We start from the raw sequence: 19,752 nt of genomic DNA on the forward strand, positions 1-19,752 counted from the left end.
AGGCCCTAATTTTTGCTAAGATAAAAGACCGCTATTTAGCGGTCTTTTTTGTTTTAAAACGGAAGTACCGAGCTATGCATTGTCCATTTTGTACCGCAAAAGATACTAAAGTTATTGACTCACGCCTTGTTGGCGGAGGCCATCAAGTTCGCAGGCGTCGTGAGTGTAACGACTGCCACGAGCGCTTTACTACATTTGAAGGCGCTGAACTGGTTATGCCTCGTGTTATTAAACAAGACGGCAGCCGCGAACCATTTAACGAAGATAAATTATTAAATGGCTTAAATCGCGCACTCGAAAAACGCCCAGTGAGCACCGAGCAAGTAGACGAAGTAGTGAATATAATAAAATCGCAACTACGCGCAACGGGTGAGCGAGAAATTTCAAGCCATTTGGTGGGTGAATACATTATGGAAGCCCTCAAAAAGCTCGATAAAGTAGCGTACGTAAGATTTGCCTCTGTTTATCGCTCGTTTGAAGATATACGCGAATTTGGCGAAGAAATTGCCCGCTTAGGGGAGTAATAAATGCAAAGCCAAACTACTTTTACCGAACATGATGAAATGTATATGGCACGCGCCATAGAACTTGCCAAAAAAGGCCGGTTTACTACCACGCCTAACCCTAATGTTGGCTGTGTATTAGTTAAAAATAATCAAATAATTGGTGAGGGTTTTCATCAATTAGCAGGTCAAGGCCATGCTGAAGTAAATGCACTGGCAATAGCTGGTAATAGTGCACAAGGTGCAACGGCTTATGTAACGCTTGAACCGTGTAGTCATTATGGGCGTACGCCACCGTGTGCTGAAGGCTTAAAAAAGGCGGGCGTTGTAAAAGTAATTGCCGCTATGGTTGATACAAACCCACAAGTTGCAGGCAAAGGCCTTAAAATACTGAGCGATGCCGGTATTGAAGTTGCTTATGGATTACTTGAATCACAAGCTCGCGCACTTAACGTTGGCTTTTTTAAGCGAATGGAACAAGGCTTACCTTATGTGACCTGTAAAATGGCAGCAAGCATAGATGGTAAAACAGCGCTTAAAAATGGGCAAAGTAAGTGGATCACAAGTCCCGCTGCTCGCCAAGACGTACAATTATACCGAGCGCAAAGCTGCGCTATTTTAACCGGTGCCGATACCGTGTTAGTAGACGATGCTAAACTTAATGTGCGACTAAGCGAGTTGCCTTGCACGCTACCTACCGATTTACCGCTTCGCCAGCCCGTGCGTGTTATAATTGATTCACAGAATCGTTTAACGCCCAACCTTGCTTTATTTAAAATCCAAAGTGATGTAATAATATTTACGACTAAGGTTGATAAATCACTGCAATGGCCGCATTTTGTAAAGCATATTGAAGTAAGTGAAAGTAACGGCAAAGTTGATTTACAGGCTGTTTTAGAAAAGCTTGGGCAACTACAGTTTAATAATGTTTGGCTTGAGAGCGGGGCAACACTTGCTGGTAAAATGACAGAGCTTGATTTAGTTGACGAGTTTGTTTTTTATTTGGCGCCTAAATTAATGGGCCATGATGCAAAAAGTTTAGTTAATTTTCCTGAATTGACGAGTATGCAAAACACCGTTGATTTAACATTTAATGAATGTGCGCGCATTGGTGACGATTTACGTATCACCGCGTTAAAAACTCATTAAAATCACTTAATAAAAAAGAGTAGCGCTATGTTTACTGGGATAATAGAAGCCACAGGCAAAATTGCTTTATTACAAAAAAAACAAGGCGACTTAGCCATTCGTATCCAAAGTGCTGACCTTGATATGGAAGACGTAAAGCTAGGCGACAGCATTGCAACCAATGGCGTTTGCTTAACCGTAGTTGATAAACATATTGACGGTTTTAGTGCTGATTTATCTAACGAGACGATTGGTTTAACCGGTTTTGCTCACTATGCTTTAGGGCAAACGGTGAATCTTGAAAAAGCCATGCAACCGGTTTCGCGTTTAGGCGGTCATTTAGTATCTGGCCATGTTGATGGCATAGCAACTATTACAAGCATTACAGCAAACGCTCGAGCAACAGAATATTGGCTTACAACTGACGAAAATTTAATGAAATACATTCCGTACAAAGGTTCGGTATGTATTGATGGTATAAGCCTGACAGTAAACGCTGTAGAAGGTAATAAATTCAAATTAACAATTGTCCCACATACGAGTGAGCAAACCACAATTGCTCACTTTAAAGTAGGCACTCAAGTTAATTTAGAAGTCGATCAAATTGCACGTTATTTAGAGCGCCTTATAAAAGGTGCAGAGCAACCAACGGGCTCTGATATTTCGATGAGCTTACTCGCTAAAGCGGGTTTTATTAAATAACGAAACTGATAACTTACACGAGCAAATTTATGAATTTACACAGCGCACAAGAAATCATCGACGATATTAAAGCCGGTAAAATGGTTATTTTAATGGATGATGAAGATAGAGAGAATGAAGGCGATTTAATTATTGCCGCAGAGCATATTAGTGCACAAGCTATTAATTTTATGGCGACTCATGGCCGTGGTTTAATTTGTTTAACTATGACGCAAGAGCGTTGTGAGCAACTTGATTTACCTTTAATGGTTAAAAATAATGGTGCTGCATTTTCGACTAACTTTACAATGTCGATAGAAGCATCAAAGGGTGTTACTACAGGTATTTCAGCAGCAGATAGAGCGCGTACAGTACAAGCGGCTATAGCTAAAGGGGCAGTACCAAGTGATATCGTGCAGCCTGGTCATATTTTTCCAATTATGGCACAACCTGGCGGCGTATTAACTCGCGCAGGACATACTGAAGCTGGCTGTGATTTAGCGCGTTTAGCTGGGCTTGAAGCATCATCTGTTATTGTTGAAATACTTAATGCCGATGGCACCATGGCGCGTCGCCCTGATTTAGAAGTTTTTGCGAAAGAGCATGATATTAAAATGGGCACTATTGCTGATTTAATCGAATATCGTAACTTAAACGAAACAACAATTGAGCAAGTTGCAAAATGTAAGTTACCAACTATTCACGGTGAATTTGATTTAGTTACTTACAAAGACACAATTGACGGCCAATTACATTACGTATTGCTTAAAGGCGATATAAAAGAGCAAGAACCGACAAATGTACGTGTACATTTGCAAAGTACTTTTAACGATATCCTACTTTCAGACAGAAGTGCTGACCGTAGTTGGGGCCTTTCTGAGGCAATGGCTTATATCGCTAAAAATGAAGGTGCTTTAGTTATTTTAGGTAAGCAAGAAAGCACTGAAGAATTAGAGGCAACTGTAAAAGCATTCGCAGCAGCTGATGCTGGCGAAAGCGTTACGCCTCGTAAATTCAAAGGTACATCTCGTACTGTTGGCGTAGGCTCGCAAATACTTGCAGATCTTGGAATTAAACAAATGCGATTAATGAGTCGCCCTAAAAAGTACCATGCACTTTCGGGCTTTCATTTAGAAGTTGTTGATTATGTTGAGCCACAATAAGCATCACGCTTAAACTAGGCTATTACTTTATTTTTATGGTATGATGCGCAGCAATTTTTGCGCAATCGCAACCGCTTGAACTTATTTTTAGGGTTATCAAATGAAAATTATTGAAGGTAGTAAGTACGCTCCTGGCAAAAAGTTTGCCATTGTCATTTCTCGTTTTAATGACTTTATCGGTAGCAGCCTCCTTGCAGGTGCTGTTGATGAGCTAAAACGCACTGGTGGTGTATCTGATGACGACATTACCGTTATTTATGTACCAGGCGCGGTAGAATTACCTTTAGCGGCTAAACGCGTTGCGGCAAAAAAAGAGTATGATGCAATCATCGCATTAGGCGTAGTGATCAGAGGTGGTACACCACACTTTGACCTAGTTGCTGGCGAATCAAACAAAGGTCTTGCGCAAGTATCACTTGAGTATGATATCCCGGTTGCATTTGGCGTATTAACCACAGAAAGCATTGAACAAGCAATTGAGCGTGCTGGCACCAAGATGGGCAATAAAGGCGGCGAAGCTGCTTTAGGCGCGCTTGAAATGGTTAATGTGTTAGATAAAATTTAAGTTTAAGGAATTTTTGTGAAACCAGCAGCAAGACGTAAAGCACGTATCTTAGCACTCCAAGCCGTTTATTCTTGGCAAATAAGTGGCAATTTAATTGCCGATATCGAACAACAAATGTTGATCGAAACAGACGTTACTAAAATTGATGTTGAATACTTTAAAGATTTAGCGACGGGTGTTGCTGTAAATTATAAGCAACTAGACGAAGCTGTATCACCACATTTAACACGTCCGTTTAATGACTTAGATATGGTTGAGCGCGCAATTTTACGTTTAAGCAGCTATGAGCTTAAGTTCCGTGAAGATGTACCTTATAAAGTTGCTATCAACGAAGGTATTGAGCTGGCCAAAATATTTGGCGCTGAAGACAGCCATAAATTTGTAAACGGTGTACTTGATAAAGCTGTTAAGCATTTACGCAAGTAAGTAAACCGTTAAAGAGGGGAGCCGGCATAGGCCGGCTTTTTTGTGTATGAAGGAATTTGAATTAATTAACCGCTACTTTAAAGGTCGCGGGATCACCCGTCGTGATGTAAACCTAGGTATAGGGGATGATTGCGCTTTAGTAACCGTTCCACAAAACTGCCAACTTGCCGTTACAACAGATACTCTTGTTGCTGGCGTACACTTTTTTGATGATATTTCTCCTCGTGCATTAGGTCACAGAGCGCTTGCTGTTAATTTAAGTGACTTAGCGGCAATGGGCGCTGAGCCAACATGGGTTTCAGTTGCGTTAACCTTGCCAAGTATTGACCCACAGTGGATTGAAGAGTTTACTGAAGGCATGCATGAAATTGCAGAATACTTTAATGTGCAAATTATAGGTGGCGATACCACGCAAGGCCCATTAACTATCACTATTTGTGCAAAAGGGACTGTACCAGGAGGTACTGCACTTCGCCGTAGTGGTGCGAAAGTGGGTGATTGGATTTATGTTACAGGTCCGCTAGGTGACGCTGGACTTGCAATTGAGTCTCGCAAACAAAGTATAAGTATTGAGCCAGAGCATTTAAAGTACTTAAATAAGCGCTTTGACTTTCCAACACCGCGTGTTGCTGCAGGGCAGGTATTACGAGGTCTTGCATCATCGGCTATTGATGTATCGGATGGTTTAATCGCTGATTTAAGTCATATACTTGATATGTCGCAAGTAAATGCAGTTGTGAATATTGAAAGTATTCCGACTTCAGATGCAATGCAAGCAAGCCTTGATTTTAATCAGCAGCTTCCATTTATTCTCAGTTACGGTGATGATTACGAATTAATTTTTACTGTACCTGATAGTAATAAAAGTATGCTAGATATAAAACTGCGTCAATATGGTGTAGATGCAACATGCATAGGCCAAATTAAAAGTGGCGATGGTCAAATTGAACTTTTACACAACGGTGAAAAGTTTGATTTTAAGCAGCAAGGTTTTGAGCATTTTGCAAAGGAGCTGGTTTGAACAAAAACCGAAAGTTTAATTTAAAGCGCCCACATCAGTTTTTTGGTTTGGGCTTTGGTACTGGGTTAGCTCCTAAAGCGCCTGGTACATTTGGCACTTTTGCTGCACTGCCATTCATTTTTATGACTATGTATTATCCGCTATGGTTGCAAATTGTATTTGCCGTAGTGATCAGTATATTTGGTATATGGGCCTGTGGTAAAACGGCTGATGATTTAGGTGTGCATGACCATCCTGCTATTGTATGGGATGAAGTGGCAGGCTATTACATTACAATGATTGGTGCAGCACTTAGCTGGCAAACATTACTCGTTGGTTTTTTGTTATTTCGCTTTTTTGATATAGCAAAACCTGGCCCAATCCGTATGCTAGACAAACGAGTACATGGTGGTTTAGGTATTATGGCCGATGATATACTTGCGGGCATTTTTTCGCTTATATGCTTACAGGCGCTAATAAAAGTGGGTTTACTACCCTTTTAATTTTTTATATTTGATTTGTTTAACTAGGTGGCAGCAATATGATGCGATTTTTACTGGTTTGTGTACTGATGTTGTGCGCGACACCAAGTTGGGCTTCAATTAGTGATTACGTAGTTAAGCAATGGAATATAAAAGATGGTCTACCTTCGCAATCACTTAAAAGCGTAGTACAAGACCAGCAAGGCTATATGTGGCTTGGTACTCAGTTTGGCTTAAGCCGTTTTGATGGCACAACATTTACAAACTACAACACGCAAAATAGCCCGTTCTTGCCTAGTAATGGTATTAATAAACTTTTAGTCGATTCTAGTGGCTTATTATGGGTAGGTACTAAAAGTGGCTTNCCTGCCACATTTGCAGCACAAGAGTTTAATATTAAAGGTCCAGTAAGAGATATTCTTGAGGACTCTAAAGGCAGCATATGGATTGCGGCTAATGGTTTATACTATGTAGATAGAGGGCAAGTTGATTTACGCACTCAAGTAAATGGTCCCCTACCTATTGTTAATGCTACCGTAATTACCCAAATTGTTGGCTCTGTTAGCCAAATGGCACTCTCTCCTGAAGGTATTTGGCTGGTTAATGATCGTCATTTATTACGCCTTACTAAAAACTCATCAGATTTCTCTAAACTACGTTTAGAGCTTACCGCTAAAATATCGTTACCAGAGCGCTTAGCGCAAACCATAGTGCACGATTTATCATTCTTAAACGGTAATTTGTATATAGCCTCTGAGCTAGGTGCATACTTTTTAGATTTAGATGACGAACTAAGACCTTTTCCTTTACCTAATGCAAATAACTCAGCCGTTTATAAGTTTATGAGTGATACCGATGGTGGCTTATGGGTTTCGACTTATGGACGTTTATTATTTAGAGATAAAACCGGTGAGTGGCAATGGGTAGAGCCAAGCCAACTTGATCAAAGCATATGGTTTGCTGATATTTTTAGAGATGATAAAAATAACGTTTGGTTAGCAAGTTTTAGTGAAGGCTTATGGCTTGCCCATGAAGGGCGGGTAGAAAGGCATTCAGCAGTTTCAGATATGACCGAGTCTGTTATGGCTATTAGCCAAGCTCCAGATGGAAAACTGTGGGTTGCTAACAAAAGCGGCATTGGTTATTTCGATTTAGATAAAAGTTTTATTAATTTAGTTCCAAGTAGTAAATATGGATACGCGTCAGTACACGATCTACAATTCGATGGTGAGCGATTATATATAGCCACGGGGCGCGGCTTATTTGTTTTTGAAAACAAGACACTTTATACCGTCCCTGGTCGAGCGCTTCGCGATAACCCGGTATTTGCAATAAGTCGCTCTAGTAAAGGCGGCTTTTGGATTGGCACCGGACGCGGTTTATATCGATTAAATTATGCTGGTTTAACGCCTTTTGCATATAACGCTTTTTTAGGTAGTAAGTTTATTACCTACGTATTGGATAAAACAAACTTTGGTGTGATTGGTACTAGTAAAGGCGCATATTACTTTACAGACCGTGGCATTGAAAAAATTGGTGACCAAACAACACTTGAAAGTGCATACGTAACTAGCGTGCTACATATAGATGGTGTGGGTATTTTAATCGGCTCTCTTAACGATGGGCTTTTTTACAGAAGTACGCAAGGGCAGTGGCGTCAACTCGATGCAGCTAATGGCTTACCGTATGGGTCTATATTTAGCCTAGAATATGATGAAAAGTTAAAGCATGTTTGGGTAAGCACCATGAAAGGTGTTTACAGAATGCCTGTAGAGCAATTTAAAACAGAGATAAAAAGCTTAAAAGTTGAAGAAGTGATTTCATCTTTTGACCGTCAACTCGATGGTAAAGCGAATCAATGTTGTAGTGGGCTTGGGCATGATGCGGTAGCAGACACCGGCAATTCTATTTGGTACCCAAGCTTACAAGGTGTTGTTGAAATACCTAAAAATGTAGAGCTATTTGGTGTGCTTGCATTAAAGCCAACAATAGAAACAATAACAACACCACTTCGTCATTTAACCACCGCTGCGCTTGGTAAAAAACCATCATTAGAAACAGACGAGCGTGATATAACGCTAACTTACACAGCTATTGATTACTATGCACCAAACAGTATTGAATTTAGATATAAACTAAGTGGCTTAGATAGTGACTGGCGCTATGCTAATACGCGACGTGAAGCTATTTATACTAACTTGCCTCCAGGCTCGTTTTTGTTTCAGTTAGAAGCGAAGCGCCAAGGTGAAGACTGGACTAAAGCGCAAGAAGTAGAATACGGTTTTGTAGTGCCAGAGCGCTTTGACGAAACTATTTACTTTAGGCTTTTAATTACCAGTGGTTTTATTTTGCTTTTTTATCTCATTTTTTGGGTGTTTAGAGCGCAAGAGCGTAGAAAACAAGAAGCATTAGAGGGCTTGATCACCGAGCGTACCTTAGAGCTTCGTCAAGCTAATGATAAATTAGGCCAAGTGAATTCACAGCTTAAATTAGTTAGTCACTCAGATGAGCTAACGGGGCTGCGTAGCCGCCGCTTTTTGTTTGATCAACTCCCTAAAGATATTGAACACTTTCAACGTAATTCACAATCGCTGCAGGCACAAGGCAAGTCACTGGTGCTGGTAATTATTAACTTTGATAATTTCAGCCGTATTAATGATGCCTATGGCCCAATTGCAGGTGATAGCTGCTTACAGCAAATGGCTGCATTATTAAATTCGCGTACGCAGGGTTCTGACTATGTGGCACGTTGGAGTGGTGATGAGTTTTTACTATTATTACGTGATTTTAAATGCAATAAAATAGACAGCTATGCTTCAGATCTTTGTAAAGTAATAGCGGCTAATTCATTCCAATTACCAAATGGAAAAACAACTAATATCACGGCATCAATTGGTTGGTCATTTTATCCATTACCACTTTTAGGTGGACAGGTAATTAGCTGGGAGACATCTATTAATTTAGCTGATATTTCATTGCACCAAGTTAAAAAGCGCGGTGGTGATGGTGTTGCAAATATTACGTTTGATGATCAGCTTGATGCATTTGAGTTTGAACAAAATTCTAACGTTGATCAACAATTAGGTATTTTACAAAGCAATGGCCTAGCTGATATTAAAGTGTGGATGCGCTGATCAGCAATATTTGATATTAAAAAAGGAGCCTAGGCTCCTTTTTTAATATGCTCAACTTTAGATGTATAGGAAGTTAATTAATAAACGCTTTAATAGCGGTTAATATTCCTTGCTCGCCTAATCCCATTTCATCGTGCATTTCATCTTGGGTGCCGTGTTTAATAAACTCATCAGGAATACCTAAGTTAAGGATATTAATATCAGCTTTTTGCGTTGCTAAGAATTCGTTAACTGCAGAGCCGGCACCGCCAGCAATAGCATTGTCTTCAAGCGTAACAATTACATCGTGGCTAGTTGCAAGCTCATTTAAAAGTGCGGTATCAAGTGGTTTAATAAAACGCATATTAACAAGCGTTGCATCTAATTCATCTGCAGCAAGCTGTGCATTTTCAAGTAATGTACCGAACGATAAAATGGCAATTTTACTGCCTTTCTTAATTGTATCTGCCTTGCCTATTTCAAGCAGTTGCATAGTGCTTTCAATGTCTGCAGTACCTGCACTACCTCGAGGATAACGAACTGCAACAGGGCAGTTTGCTTTATAACCGGTGTATAGCATTTGACGGCACTCGTTGGTATCGCTTGGTGCCATAATTACCATATTTGGAATGCAGCGCATAAAGCTTAAATCGTACGCACCTTGGTGAGTTTCACCATCGGCTCCCACAATACCAGCGCGGTCAATGGCAAATAATACAGGTAAGTTTTGCAGTGCAACATCATGTATTAATTGGTCATACGCACGTTGTAAAAAGCTCGAGTAAATAGCAACAACAGGTTTTAAACCTTCACAGGCAAAGCCAGCGGCTAAAGTAACGGCATGCTGCTCAGCAATAGCTACATCAAAGTATTGATCTGGATGCTCTTTAGAAAAACGTACCATGCCTGAACCTTCGCGCATTGCAGGCGTGATAGCCATTAACTTGCTGTCTTGTTCGGCCATATCACATAACCAATCGCCGAATACTTTTGAAAAAGTAGCGGCACTAGGTTTAGATTTAGGCAGGCTAGTTGTGCTTGGGTCGAATTTTGGTACACCATGGTANAATAGGATCGGCTTCAGCCGGTTTGTAGCCCTTACCTTTTTGGGTTTTTATATGTAAAAGCTGTGGGCCTTTTAAATTACGCATATTACGTAATGTATCTACCAACATGTTTACATCGTGACCATCAATGGGACCAATGTAATTTAGGCCTAATTCTTCAAAGAAGGTACCTGGGATCATCATGCCTTTAATGTGCTCTTCCATTTTACTGGCAAGTTGCTTTACCGGAGGTACTCCTGAGAGTAACTTTTTACTACCTTCACGAATGTTAGTATAAAAGCTACCTGATAAAATTCGAGCAAAGTGATTTGTTAATGCGCCAACATTTTCAGAAATCGACATTTCGTTATCATTTAAAATAATAAGCATGTCTGATTTTACATCACCTAAATGATTCATCGCTTCAAATGCCATGCCTGCGGTTATAGCTCCGTCACCAATAATGGCTACANTAAAGCAGCCGAAATAGAGGTGCTTGAATGGCCTACGCTAAACGTATCGTATTGGCTTTCATCGCGAAAAGGAAAAGGGTGCAAACCGTCTTTTTGGCGAATAGTGTGCATTTGCTCGCGACGACCAGTAAGAATTTTATGCGGATAAGCTTGATGACCCACATCCCAAACTAGGCGATCGTCTGGAGTGTTATAAACATAATGCAGCGCAACGGTTAGTTCAACCGTCCCTAAACCAGACGCTAGATGACCGCTACTTTGCGATACTGAGTTGAGTAAATAATCGCGCAGCTCATTGCTAAATGCAGGGAGTTTGTCTTGCGCTAAGTCACGCAATTGGGCTGGCTCGTCAACCAAATTAAGTAATGGATACTTGCTACTATCAAGTGTCATGGTTTTATATATATCCTTCGCTAACATTAATTAATTCAAAGCTTTTACGAATAATTAATGTTGAGTAATAATGTCAGTGCTAATTGCAATACGTATGAGCAAAAATTAGTGGTCACGCTCAATTAGGTAATTTGCTAGCGACGCAAGAAGTGTTGTGTCAGCATCTATATTTGCTAACGCTTCATGGGCTTGTTGTATTAAATTCTGCGCCATTTCTTTAGCGCCTAGCATACCTAATAACGCCGGATATGTCGCTTTATTCGCGGCAATATCGGAGCCTTGTGGCTTTCCTAAAATAACTGTATCGCCTTCAACATCTAAAATGTCGTCGTGTACTTGAAATGCTAGCCCTATAGCATACCCAAAAACACTTAAATTTTCTAAGGTTTGTTGATCAGCCTTTTCACTGCACAGTGCACCAAGTGTAATTGCGCAATTAATTAGAGCCCCGGTTTTTAGCTTATGTATTCGCTCAAGCTCTTGTACGGTAATTACTTTATCAGTTGCTGCTATATCAAGGCCTTGTCCGCCAACCATACCCTGAAGGCCTGATGCGTGGGCAAGTGTAGCAATCATTTTTACTTGTGTTTGCGATGAGCATTCAAATTTGTGATTCGCAATAAGCTCAAAAGCAAGAGTTTGAAGAGCATCACCGGCTAAAATTGCATTTGCCTCGCCAAACTCTATATGACAAGTAGAGCGTCCGCGGCGTAAGTCGTCGTCGTCCATTGCTGGTAAGTCATCATGGACTAACGAATAGCTATGAATACACTCAATTGCAGCAGCAAGTACGTTTAAGTCTTGATGGTTTGCGCCGAGCATTTTACCTGTGGCATAAACTAAAAATGGACGTAATCTTTTACCGCCNTTACCGTTTCTTCTGTATCGAGAGGCTGGTTAAAATGCTGTTGTAAGGTCGCTACTACATCTTTTTGAGCACGTTCAATATGATTTTTTATGCTCACAGCTATTCCATATCATTATCAAAATTTGTAAGTACTGACTTTTCGCCATTCCCCATCAAAATTGATACTTTTTGTTCTGCTTGCTGTAATTTCCCTGATGAAGCACTTGCTAATGCAATTCCACGCTCAAATTGCTTTAACGATTGCTCAAGCGATAAGTCACCTTGTTCCATGTCACTAACGATTGTAGATAATTCTTCTAGTGCTTGTTCGAAACTTAAGTTTTCAGGTTTTTTAGTCGCCATCTTTATTTCAGCTTACATAATAAATTTAGGGGTCAATTTTAGGGGGAATGCTAAACTAGGTCAAAGGATGATATTGGTTTTTTACCTTTATAACGTTAAATTATATTTCAAGTGCATTAATAAAGCCTTAATAGCGGTCTGTTGGTTTAATAAATCAATTGATAATTAGGTAGCCCTTATAACTTGATCTAAGATAGTGCTAAAGGCTGCTTTTTATGTTTATTTATAAAAATGGCTTAAGCAATTCAATATGTTGCCGATAAGCAGTTAATAATAAAAGTTTATGATAAGGCCATTAAGCATGAAACTTCTGGAGGAAATGTGGATTTAGCAACCATAATCGGGATCCTAGGCGCAATTGGCTTAATTGTCATGTCTATGTTTATGAGTAGTAGCGGTGAAATGGCTATGTTTTACAATACCCCGTCTGTGGTTATTGTATTTGGTGGTTCACTCTTTATTGTTTTATCAAACTTCACCATGTCGCAATTTTTGGGGATAGGTAAAGTTGTTGCCAAAGCGTTTATGTTTAAAATCGAAACGCCAGAAATACTTATCGAAAAAGCAGTAGAACTTGCGGATTCAGCTCGTAAAGGCGGTTTTTTAGCACTCGAAGAAGCTGAAATTCCAAACCCCTTTATGCGCAAAGGCGTCGATATGCTCGTTGATGGCCACGACGCAGATGTAGTTCGCGCTACACTTCAAAAAGATATTTCTCTAACCACGACTCGCCATGAATTGGGCGCGGGTTTATTTAAGTCGTTAGCTGATATAGGGCCTGCAATGGGTATGATTGGTACTCTAATTGGTTTGGTTGCAATGTTGTCTAACATGGATGACCCAAAGGCAATTGGTCCGGCAATGGCAGTAGCACTATTAACAACTTTATATGGCGCGTTTTTAGCCAATGTTGTGGCAATTCCTATTCAGGTAAAACTTGAACTGCGTAAAGACGAGGAAGCGATGAATCAGCGTTTAATTTTGGATGCTATTTTAGGTATACAAGATGGTCAAAATCCAAAAGTAATCGAAGGTATTTTGAAAAATTACTTAGCTGAATCTAAACGCAAAGTAGATACCGAGGAGTAACTATGTCTGATCAAGAGTGCAAATGCCCACCACCAGGTCTACCTGCATGGATGGGAACGTTTGCCGATTTAATGTCACTGTTAATGTGCTTTTTTGTACTCTTGCTCGCGTTTTCAGAAATGGATGTACTTAAATTTAAACAAATTGCGGGCTCTATGAAGTTTGCTTTTGGTGTGCAGAATAAAATTGAAGTAAAAGACATCCCTAAAGGTACCTCTGTTATTGCCATGGAGTTTACCCCAGGCAAACCAGAGCCAACCCCAATAGAAACCATTCAGCAGCAAACAGTCGAAATGACTCAACAAATGTTAGAGTTTCAGGCTGGCGATGAAAGCTCAGCAGGCGGCAGGCAAGAACAGCGCGGGGATAAACGCGGTGGCGAATCTCGTAGTACCTCACAAGAAGAATCTTCTGAGCAAGCAACTTCAGCAGCCGATCAGGAGCAAACTAACGAGCTTGTTAAAAAGATAGCGCAGCAGCTTGAAAAGCAAATAATCGATGGCGCAATTGAGCTTGAGTCTTTAGGGCAGCAAATAATTATTCGCATTAGAGAGAATGGTTCATTTCCTTCAGGTAGTGCATTTTTACAACCTAAGTTTAAACCTATAATTCAAGATATCGGTGTGCTGTTAAAAGATGTACCCGGTGAAATAACAGTATCTGGCCATACAGATGATTTTCAGGTATCGAATGAGTTATATATTAATAATTGGGACCTATCATCAAAGCGTGCTGTAGCCGTTGCAAGTGAACTGCAAAAAGTCCAAGGATTTGATAAAACCCGAATGATGGTGGTTGGTCGAGCTGAAACACGACCACTTGTACCGAATGACACAGATGAAGATCGCCGCAGGAATCGCCGAGTAGAAATATCTATATTACAAGGTAAAGCAAAAGAGTCAGCTCCTATCGACGTAAGGTAGTACTGCTTGGCAAAGCTTATTTTTTAGCTTAAAGTAAAACTCCTTAACAATTGTAATGGAGTACTTATGAAAATAATAAATAAATATTGTTATATGCCGGGCAACGGAACTGGTGGAGACGATGATAAGACTAAAGAATAACCATGCCTTTATGGGTTGATAAAGTAATCTTTTTTCTTGAACTTAGCTGGGTTTTATTTTTAATCCCGGCTATTTTTATTTTCTATTTACGTAAAGATTTTTTGGCATTACGGTTTGTATGTATAACAGGTGCATTTTTTTTATTTGGTGCACTTATATTCGATTCTTTAAAAGAGTTTGATAAAGATATTTATATATATAGGTATCTTGTTTGGGCGTTTAATGACATTGCTTGGATGGCACTTATTGCATATCTAGGTTTAAAAGATAAAGTTTATTTATGGCAATGTGTGGTAGGTCAGTTAGTTGTTATTATGGCACCAATTTTACAACTTTTTCGTGTTGTTGATCGCCACCTTTGGGATTTATCTTATAGTACGCTGATCTATAAAACGCTTTTACCTTTAATTAATATAGGCACTGTAGTGGTGTGCTATCTTCCGCTGATTTATTTAGTGATCAAAAATAATAAAGTTGTAACCAGTAATGGTTATAAAAAAGCCCCTCCTTTAAAATAGCTGTGCTAAACTACTGTTTATATGAACAGTAGTGAGCAAGCTATGAAACTCTACATTGCAGAAAAACCTTCACTTGGACGCGCTATTGCTGATGCGTTACCAAAACCACATAAAAAACACGATGGTTATATAGAAGTCGCTAATGGCGATTGTGTATCGTGGTGTATTGGGCATTTGCTAGAACAAGCAGAACCTGATGACTATGATGAGCGTTTTAAAAAGTGGCAGTTTGAACACTTGCCTATAATACCTGAGCAATGGAAGCTAAAAGCTAAAACCAAAACACGTAAACAGCTCACTGTTTTAAAAAAATTAATTAAACAAGCTTCGCAACTTATTCACGCTGGCGATCCAGACCGTGAAGGCCAGCTACTAGTCGATCAAGTAATTGAAGAAGCTAAAATAAGTCAGGCTAAAAAGCAGAGTACACAACGTTTACTCATTAGTGATTTAAACTTATCGGCAGTAAAAAAATCATTGAGTAATATGCGCTCTAATCGAGACTTTATTCCGTTAAGTGTATCTGCTTTAGCACGCTCTCGTGCTGATTGGCTATTTGGTATGAATTTAACGCGTGCATATACATTAGCGGGTCAAAAAGCAGGATTTGGTAATGTACTTTCGGTAGGACGGGTACAAACCCCTATTTTAGGGCTTGTTGTTAATAGAGATAACGAAATAGCACACTTTGTATCTAAGCCTTTTTACGATGTACTGGCGCATTTACTTACTCCAGATAACCAGCCATTCATAGCTAAGTGGGTTCCTAGTAAAGCATGTGAGCCACATCAAGATGAAGAAGGGCGAATACTTAACAAAGCACTCGCAGAAAATGTTGCTTCGCGTATTACCAAACAAAATGCTGAGCTTACAGCGCTTGAGCAAAAACAAAAAAAACAAAGTGCTCCATTACCTTATAATTTATCTGCACTGCAAATAGATGCGGCTAAAGCATTTGGAATGCCAGCTCAAAAGGTGTTGGACATTTGCCAAATACTTTACGAACGTCATAAACTAATTACTTACCCACGCTCTGATAATCGTTATTTACCTAAAGATCACCATCAAGATGCATCTGCTATTTTTAAAGCTATAAGTGCTAATGGTGGGCAAAGCACTGAATTGGTAAATGGGGCTGATGTAAAAAAGCGTAGTAAATGTTTTAACGATTCAAAAGTGGCTGCCCATCATGCCATTGTGCCTACGGCTAAGCAGTTAAAGTCAGCGAGTTTGAACGGTGACGAAGCGAAGGTATATCAATTAATAAGCCGCCATTACCTAATTCAGTTTTATCCCGACTATATATATAACGAAACTAAAGCAGAGATAACAATCACTGGCGGATTATTTAAAGCAAATGCAAAACAAGATGTAAGCTTAGGCTTTAAGGTATTAACGGGTAAGTCTGAATTAAAAGATGAAGCTACGTTACCTCCTTTAACAAAAGGTATGCCTCTTTTTTGCGATAAAGGCGAAGTAGTCGAAAAACATACATCACCCCCTGCTTATTTTACCGATGCTACATTATTGGCTGCGATGACCGGCATTAGTCGTTACGTTAAAGATCCACAAATTAAAAAAGTATTAAAAGACACTGATGGTTTAGGTACGGAGGCAACACGTGCGGGAATAATCGAGTTGCTATTCAAGCGGCGTTTTTTAAAACGTGAAGGTAAGTCAATTAGAGCGACCGAAACGGGACTTGCCCTTATTAGCGTATTACCACAAGGTTTAGCGAGTCCTGATTTAACCGCAAAGTGGGAATCGAGCTTAGGTGATATTGCGCAGCAAGTAATGAGTTATCAGCAATTTTTACAGCCTTTACTTGCTGACCTAAATGGGTTTGTACAACTAGCAGCAAACTGCGATAGCAATGCATTTGCAAGGTTACCAAAAAGCTCACCTAAAAAACGCTTTGCTAAACGAGGTGGAAAAGCGACCTTTAAAAAGTCGAGTTATAAAAAAAGCTCTGTTACTAGTTAGCTACAGAGCCATTTTATTAAACGATATTACTTAACCTGAACTCTGCTTGAGATAGATTTATTATCCAGAATTCAGGTTACTTATTAAATAAAGCAACAGCAGCATTACTCATTGCTTTTATTCCGGTAGGGATAGCAACTTTATAATCTGGTGCAAATTTACTAGAGTGTAGGGAAGGGAGTACTTCACCTGTTTTTATCGAATCTGCATATTGTGCTTGGTTTACGCCACCTAGCCAAAATAAGGTAATAGGGATGTTTTCATCGGTGCGTCCGTATAGGCCAAAGTCTTCACCCGCCATTACAGCTTGTGTTTCAAGCACATTAGTATCACCAATTGCGTTGGCAATAGAGTTTCTAACAATGTCTGTTTGTGCAGGGTTATTATAAGTAGATGGAATAGATTCATCTTCATGTACATATACTACAGGGTAGTTTGATTCATTTAAGCCAGCACTTTGTGCAATACCTGCCGTGATTCGTTTTATTGCTGCTATTTGAGCACTTCTAACATTTGGGTTATAGCTTCTGAGAGTGAGTTGTAGTTTTACTTCATCCGAAATCACATTATGTTTTGAGCCACCATGAATAGACCCAACCGTAATAACCGAAGGCTCTAGCGGTGAAAGTTCTCGGCTTGTGATTGTTTGCAGAGCAAGTACTGTGCGTGCAGCTATAACCACAGGGTCTATAGTTGTATGCGGGTAAGCACCATGACCACCTTTACCTTTAATAGTAATATCGACAGAATCTACACTTGCCATAGTGTATTCATTTTTCATTGATACCTTACCAGCGGGGACGCTAGCACTTACATGCAAAGCAATTATATGATCAGGTTTTTCATATTTACTAAATAGCCCTTCGCTTAACATGGCTTTAGCACCCCCGCCAACTTCTTCGGCAGGCTGTGCAACCATCATCAAAGTGCCTTTCCATTGATCTTTGTGTACTATTAATTGCTCAGCAGTACCAATAAAAGAGCTCATGTGAATATCGTGGCCACAACCGTGCATTACACCTACTTTCGCACCATGCTCGTCTATTACTTTAACTTTTGAGGCATAGGACTTTCCTGTCTGCTCTATAATAGGTAAGCCATCGGTGTCAGTACGGATCATCACGGTTGGACCGTTTCCGTTTTTGTAAATGCCGACAACACCAAAGCCACCTACATTACTTGTTACTTTAAAACCCAGCTGAGTTAATTTATCCGCTATTTTATTACCTGTTTCTTGTTCGTGATAAGAAAGCTCTGGCGATTGGTGTAAATCGAGGTAAAACTTTTCTATAGCTGGCATGGTTTTGCTTAAATTCAAATCGAGTCCATTTGCCTGTACAAATGGACTTGCTAATAAAAGTGCTGCACTTAGGTAAGTTAATTTCATGTTTTCCCTCATTGTTGAATATGTATACCGAGTGATTTAGGTATATGACTTGTAATTATTATGTTCACCACCATATAAAAACCTAAATAGATGAATATGGCAATCAATTCAATGAGCAACATAGTTAGTATTAATGCGCAAAACCTTCAACAAGTACTCGGTGAAACATCACAGCAAAAATTGGTGTTGCTTAACTTTTTCTCTCCTCAAAGTCCTGACTGCATCGGACAAGCTGCAATTTTAGATAAAGTAGCGGCTGAATATGCAAGCTATATAGTAGTAGCAAACCTAGATTGCGATGCAGAGCAAGCACTCGCTTCTCAACTTGCGCAACAAGTTGGTCTTCAAACTCTGCCTACACTTGTATTATTAAAAGACTCTGCACCAGTAGATTTACTTGCAGGTGTTCAAAGTGAGGCACAAATACGCGAAGCCCTAGCAAAGCATTTACCTGCGCAACAAGACTTACTGTTAGAGCAAGCAAAACAAGCGTTATTAAAGTCAGATTTAAATGCTGCATTTAATTATGCAAAGCAAGCTTATGAAATAGACAGCGGTAATGCACGCATCAAATTAGTGCTTGCAGACATATGTATTCAAATTCACAAGATAGATGAAGCGCAAGCACTTATAAATACAATAGATGTACAAGAGCAAGATGCTTACTTTAATAATATAAAAGCAAAATGCGAAGCTGCGCTTGAAGCAAAAGACTCACCAGAGATTAAAGAAAAGCAACAACAAGTAGAAAAGTACCCAAATGACCTAGAATTAAAAGAAGAGCTCAGTATTTTACTCAATGAAGCAGGCAGAAAAGAAGAAGCATTGGATATACTATTTACAGTGCTTCAAAAAGATCTGAATTTCAATGAAGCGAAACCAAGCTTTTTAGCCATTATTGCCTCTTTACCCGATGGTGATGCGCTCGCAGCAAAATATCGTCGCAAGTTATATAGTATTTTATACTAGGGTCTGTTGCTCTTTGCGGATTAAAATTTGTTCAAACTAGGGGGTGTTTAATCGCGGCGCGAGATTTGTAACCTAGTGGGCTCGGTAACTGCTCCTGCGTTACCCTACTGGCTTACATCCATGTAAGAATAAGTAAAAACCGAGTAACAAAGAGTAAATAGCCTCTAGGAAGAACCCTTTGGGCAGCGCCTGTTTGGCATTAATGCTACGTTATCGCCTATTTATGGGGAGTAACCACACTACATAGGCTATGCCTTGCCTGAATACCAAACAGGCTGCTGCAAATTTAACCTTGAAAGATAAACAGACCCTAGATTCTAATAACTATTACTTTTGAGAAGCACCTATATAGGGTGCTTTTTGTATTTTTAGGGTTTTAATTAAAAGCTTTAGTATGGTTTAGCTATGTAAAAACAAGAGTTATCAACAGGTTTTTGTGGGTAACTTGTGCTTATCATGTGTGCTTGCTTGGGGCTTAATTTTAATTACTATTTTATACAAAAAACGCTTGCGTAAAATCCGCCGCTCCCTATAATGCGACCCCACTGAGACGGGAAAC

The 19,752-nt window shown here is 39.7% G+C and carries 16 protein-coding genes and 2 pseudogenes; 14 read left to right on the forward strand and 4 right to left on the reverse strand.

Annotated elements, in window-relative coordinates; translation table 11 throughout:
- Nucleotides 1-74: 74 nt before the first annotated feature.
- From nrdR to L654_RS0115020, 9 genes are all read left to right on the forward strand, one after another.
- A complete protein-coding gene (nrdR, locus tag L654_RS0114980; RefSeq protein WP_024589761.1) occupies nucleotides 75-524 on the forward strand; it encodes a transcriptional regulator NrdR in 450 nt (149 codons plus the stop codon).
- A 3-nt stretch (nucleotides 525-527) separates the two neighbouring features.
- On the forward strand, nucleotides 528-1,652 hold the full coding sequence (gene ribD, locus L654_RS0114985; protein ID WP_024589762.1) for a bifunctional diaminohydroxyphosphoribosylaminopyrimidine deaminase/5-amino-6-(5-phosphoribosylamino)uracil reductase RibD: 1,125 nt from the start codon (nucleotides 528-530) through the stop codon (nucleotides 1,650-1,652).
- Nucleotides 1,653-1,679: 27 nt separating this feature from the next.
- A complete protein-coding gene (locus tag L654_RS0114990) occupies nucleotides 1,680-2,333 on the forward strand; it encodes a riboflavin synthase (RefSeq protein ID WP_024608327.1) in 654 nt (217 codons plus the stop codon).
- Nucleotides 2,334-2,362: 29 nt separating this feature from the next.
- Nucleotides 2,363-3,475 carry a bifunctional 3,4-dihydroxy-2-butanone-4-phosphate synthase/GTP cyclohydrolase II gene (ribBA, locus tag L654_RS0114995; RefSeq protein WP_024608328.1) on the forward strand — a complete coding sequence of 371 codons (1,113 nt, stop codon included), beginning with the start codon at nucleotides 2,363-2,365 and terminating at the stop codon, nucleotides 3,473-3,475.
- Nucleotides 3,476-3,575: 100 nt separating this feature from the next.
- Nucleotides 3,576-4,040, forward strand: coding sequence for a 6,7-dimethyl-8-ribityllumazine synthase (gene ribE / locus L654_RS0115000; RefSeq protein ID WP_007587130.1), 465 nt, complete (start codon nucleotides 3,576-3,578; stop codon nucleotides 4,038-4,040).
- Between the two features lie 15 nt (nucleotides 4,041-4,055).
- Entirely contained in the window at nucleotides 4,056-4,466 is a 411-nt protein-coding gene (nusB, locus tag L654_RS0115005) for a transcription antitermination factor NusB (RefSeq protein ID WP_007587129.1), read from the forward strand.
- A 46-nt stretch (nucleotides 4,467-4,512) separates the two neighbouring features.
- On the forward strand, nucleotides 4,513-5,487 hold the full coding sequence (thiL, locus tag L654_RS0115010; RefSeq protein ID WP_024608329.1) for a thiamine-phosphate kinase: 975 nt from the start codon (nucleotides 4,513-4,515) through the stop codon (nucleotides 5,485-5,487).
- Nucleotides 5,484-5,969 (forward strand): phosphatidylglycerophosphatase A, encoded by a 486-nt coding sequence (locus tag L654_RS0115015; RefSeq protein ID WP_024599860.1) that lies wholly within the window; start codon nucleotides 5,484-5,486, stop codon nucleotides 5,967-5,969. Before thiL ends, L654_RS0115015 begins: the two co-directional genes overlap by 4 nt.
- Before the next feature lie 38 nt (nucleotides 5,970-6,007).
- Complete coding sequence (locus L654_RS0115020; RefSeq protein ID WP_024608330.1) at nucleotides 6,008-9,082, forward strand: ligand-binding sensor domain-containing diguanylate cyclase; 3,075 nt, start codon at nucleotides 6,008-6,010, stop codon at nucleotides 9,080-9,082.
- Nucleotides 9,083-9,155: 73 nt separating this feature from the next.
- On the opposite strand, the pseudogene dxs reads toward L654_RS0115020, so the two are convergent.
- The 3 genes and pseudogenes from dxs to L654_RS0115035 form a co-directional block, all read right to left on the reverse strand.
- A pseudogene (dxs, locus tag L654_RS01000000126170) lies at nucleotides 9,156-10,973 on the reverse strand (1-deoxy-D-xylulose-5-phosphate synthase).
- Nucleotides 10,974-11,078: 105 nt separating this feature from the next.
- Nucleotides 11,079-11,938, reverse strand: a pseudogene (gene ispA, locus L654_RS01000000126175) ((2E,6E)-farnesyl diphosphate synthase).
- Between the two features lie 2 nt (nucleotides 11,939-11,940).
- Entirely contained in the window at nucleotides 11,941-12,183 is a 243-nt protein-coding gene (locus tag L654_RS0115035) for an exodeoxyribonuclease VII small subunit (RefSeq protein WP_002961738.1), read from the reverse strand.
- A 321-nt stretch (nucleotides 12,184-12,504) separates the two neighbouring features.
- On the opposite strand from L654_RS0115035, the gene pomA reads away from it, so the two are divergent.
- From pomA to L654_RS0115055, 4 genes are all read left to right on the forward strand, one after another.
- Complete coding sequence (gene pomA, locus L654_RS0115040) at nucleotides 12,505-13,272, forward strand: flagellar motor protein PomA (protein ID WP_007587114.1); 768 nt, start codon at nucleotides 12,505-12,507, stop codon at nucleotides 13,270-13,272.
- Nucleotides 13,273-13,274: 2 nt separating this feature from the next.
- On the forward strand, nucleotides 13,275-14,195 hold the full coding sequence (locus tag L654_RS0115045; RefSeq protein ID WP_007587113.1) for a flagellar motor protein MotB: 921 nt from the start codon (nucleotides 13,275-13,277) through the stop codon (nucleotides 14,193-14,195).
- Between the two features lie 143 nt (nucleotides 14,196-14,338).
- Nucleotides 14,339-14,854 (forward strand): hypothetical protein, encoded by a 516-nt coding sequence (locus L654_RS0115050; RefSeq protein WP_024589766.1) that lies wholly within the window; start codon nucleotides 14,339-14,341, stop codon nucleotides 14,852-14,854.
- Between the two features lie 42 nt (nucleotides 14,855-14,896).
- Complete coding sequence (locus L654_RS0115055) at nucleotides 14,897-16,837, forward strand: DNA topoisomerase III (protein WP_024608331.1); 1,941 nt, start codon at nucleotides 14,897-14,899, stop codon at nucleotides 16,835-16,837.
- 76 nt (nucleotides 16,838-16,913) lie between these two features.
- Here the strand turns inward: L654_RS0115055 and L654_RS0115060 are convergent, their stop codons facing one another.
- Entirely contained in the window at nucleotides 16,914-18,224 is a 1,311-nt protein-coding gene (locus L654_RS0115060) for an amidohydrolase (RefSeq protein ID WP_024608332.1), read from the reverse strand.
- Nucleotides 18,225-18,335: 111 nt separating this feature from the next.
- Here L654_RS0115060 and L654_RS0115065 point away from each other — a divergent pair, with 111 nt between their 5' ends.
- Nucleotides 18,336-19,193 (forward strand): tetratricopeptide repeat protein, encoded by an 858-nt coding sequence (locus L654_RS0115065; RefSeq protein ID WP_024608333.1) that lies wholly within the window; start codon nucleotides 18,336-18,338, stop codon nucleotides 19,191-19,193.
- The last annotated feature ends 559 nt before the right edge of the window (nucleotides 19,194-19,752 follow it).

Origin of the sequence: Pseudoalteromonas sp. TAB23, from assembly GCF_000498075.1 — a bacterium.
GTDB lineage: Bacteria > Pseudomonadota > Gammaproteobacteria > Enterobacterales > Alteromonadaceae > Pseudoalteromonas > Pseudoalteromonas arctica.

Excerpts from the sequence above, each read along its gene's own strand:
- nrdR (WP_024589761.1), top strand. The coding sequence starts at position 75 with ATGCATTGTCCATTTTGTACCGCAAAAGATACTAAAGTTATTGACTCA.
- ribD (WP_024589762.1), top strand. The coding sequence starts at position 528 with ATGCAAAGCCAAACTACTTTTACCGAACATGATGAAATGTATATGGCA.
- L654_RS0114990 (WP_024608327.1), top strand. The coding sequence starts at position 1,680 with ATGTTTACTGGGATAATAGAAGCCACAGGCAAAATTGCTTTATTACAA.
- ribBA (WP_024608328.1), top strand. The coding sequence starts at position 2,363 with ATGAATTTACACAGCGCACAAGAAATCATCGACGATATTAAAGCCGGT.
- ribE (WP_007587130.1), top strand. The coding sequence starts at position 3,576 with ATGAAAATTATTGAAGGTAGTAAGTACGCTCCTGGCAAAAAGTTTGCC.
- thiL (WP_024608329.1), top strand. The coding sequence starts at position 4,513 with ATGAAGGAATTTGAATTAATTAACCGCTACTTTAAAGGTCGCGGGATC.
- L654_RS0115035 (WP_002961738.1), bottom strand. The coding sequence starts at position 12,183 with ATGGCGACTAAAAAACCTGAAAACTTAAGTTTCGAACAAGCACTAGAA.
- L654_RS0115045 (WP_007587113.1), top strand. The coding sequence starts at position 13,275 with ATGTCTGATCAAGAGTGCAAATGCCCACCACCAGGTCTACCTGCATGG.
- L654_RS0115050 (WP_024589766.1), top strand. The coding sequence starts at position 14,339 with ATGCCTTTATGGGTTGATAAAGTAATCTTTTTTCTTGAACTTAGCTGG.
- L654_RS0115055 (WP_024608331.1), top strand. The coding sequence starts at position 14,897 with ATGAAACTCTACATTGCAGAAAAACCTTCACTTGGACGCGCTATTGCT.
- L654_RS0115060 (WP_024608332.1), bottom strand. The coding sequence starts at position 18,224 with ATGAAATTAACTTACCTAAGTGCAGCACTTTTATTAGCAAGTCCATTT.
- L654_RS0115065 (WP_024608333.1), top strand. The coding sequence starts at position 18,336 with ATGAGCAACATAGTTAGTATTAATGCGCAAAACCTTCAACAAGTACTC.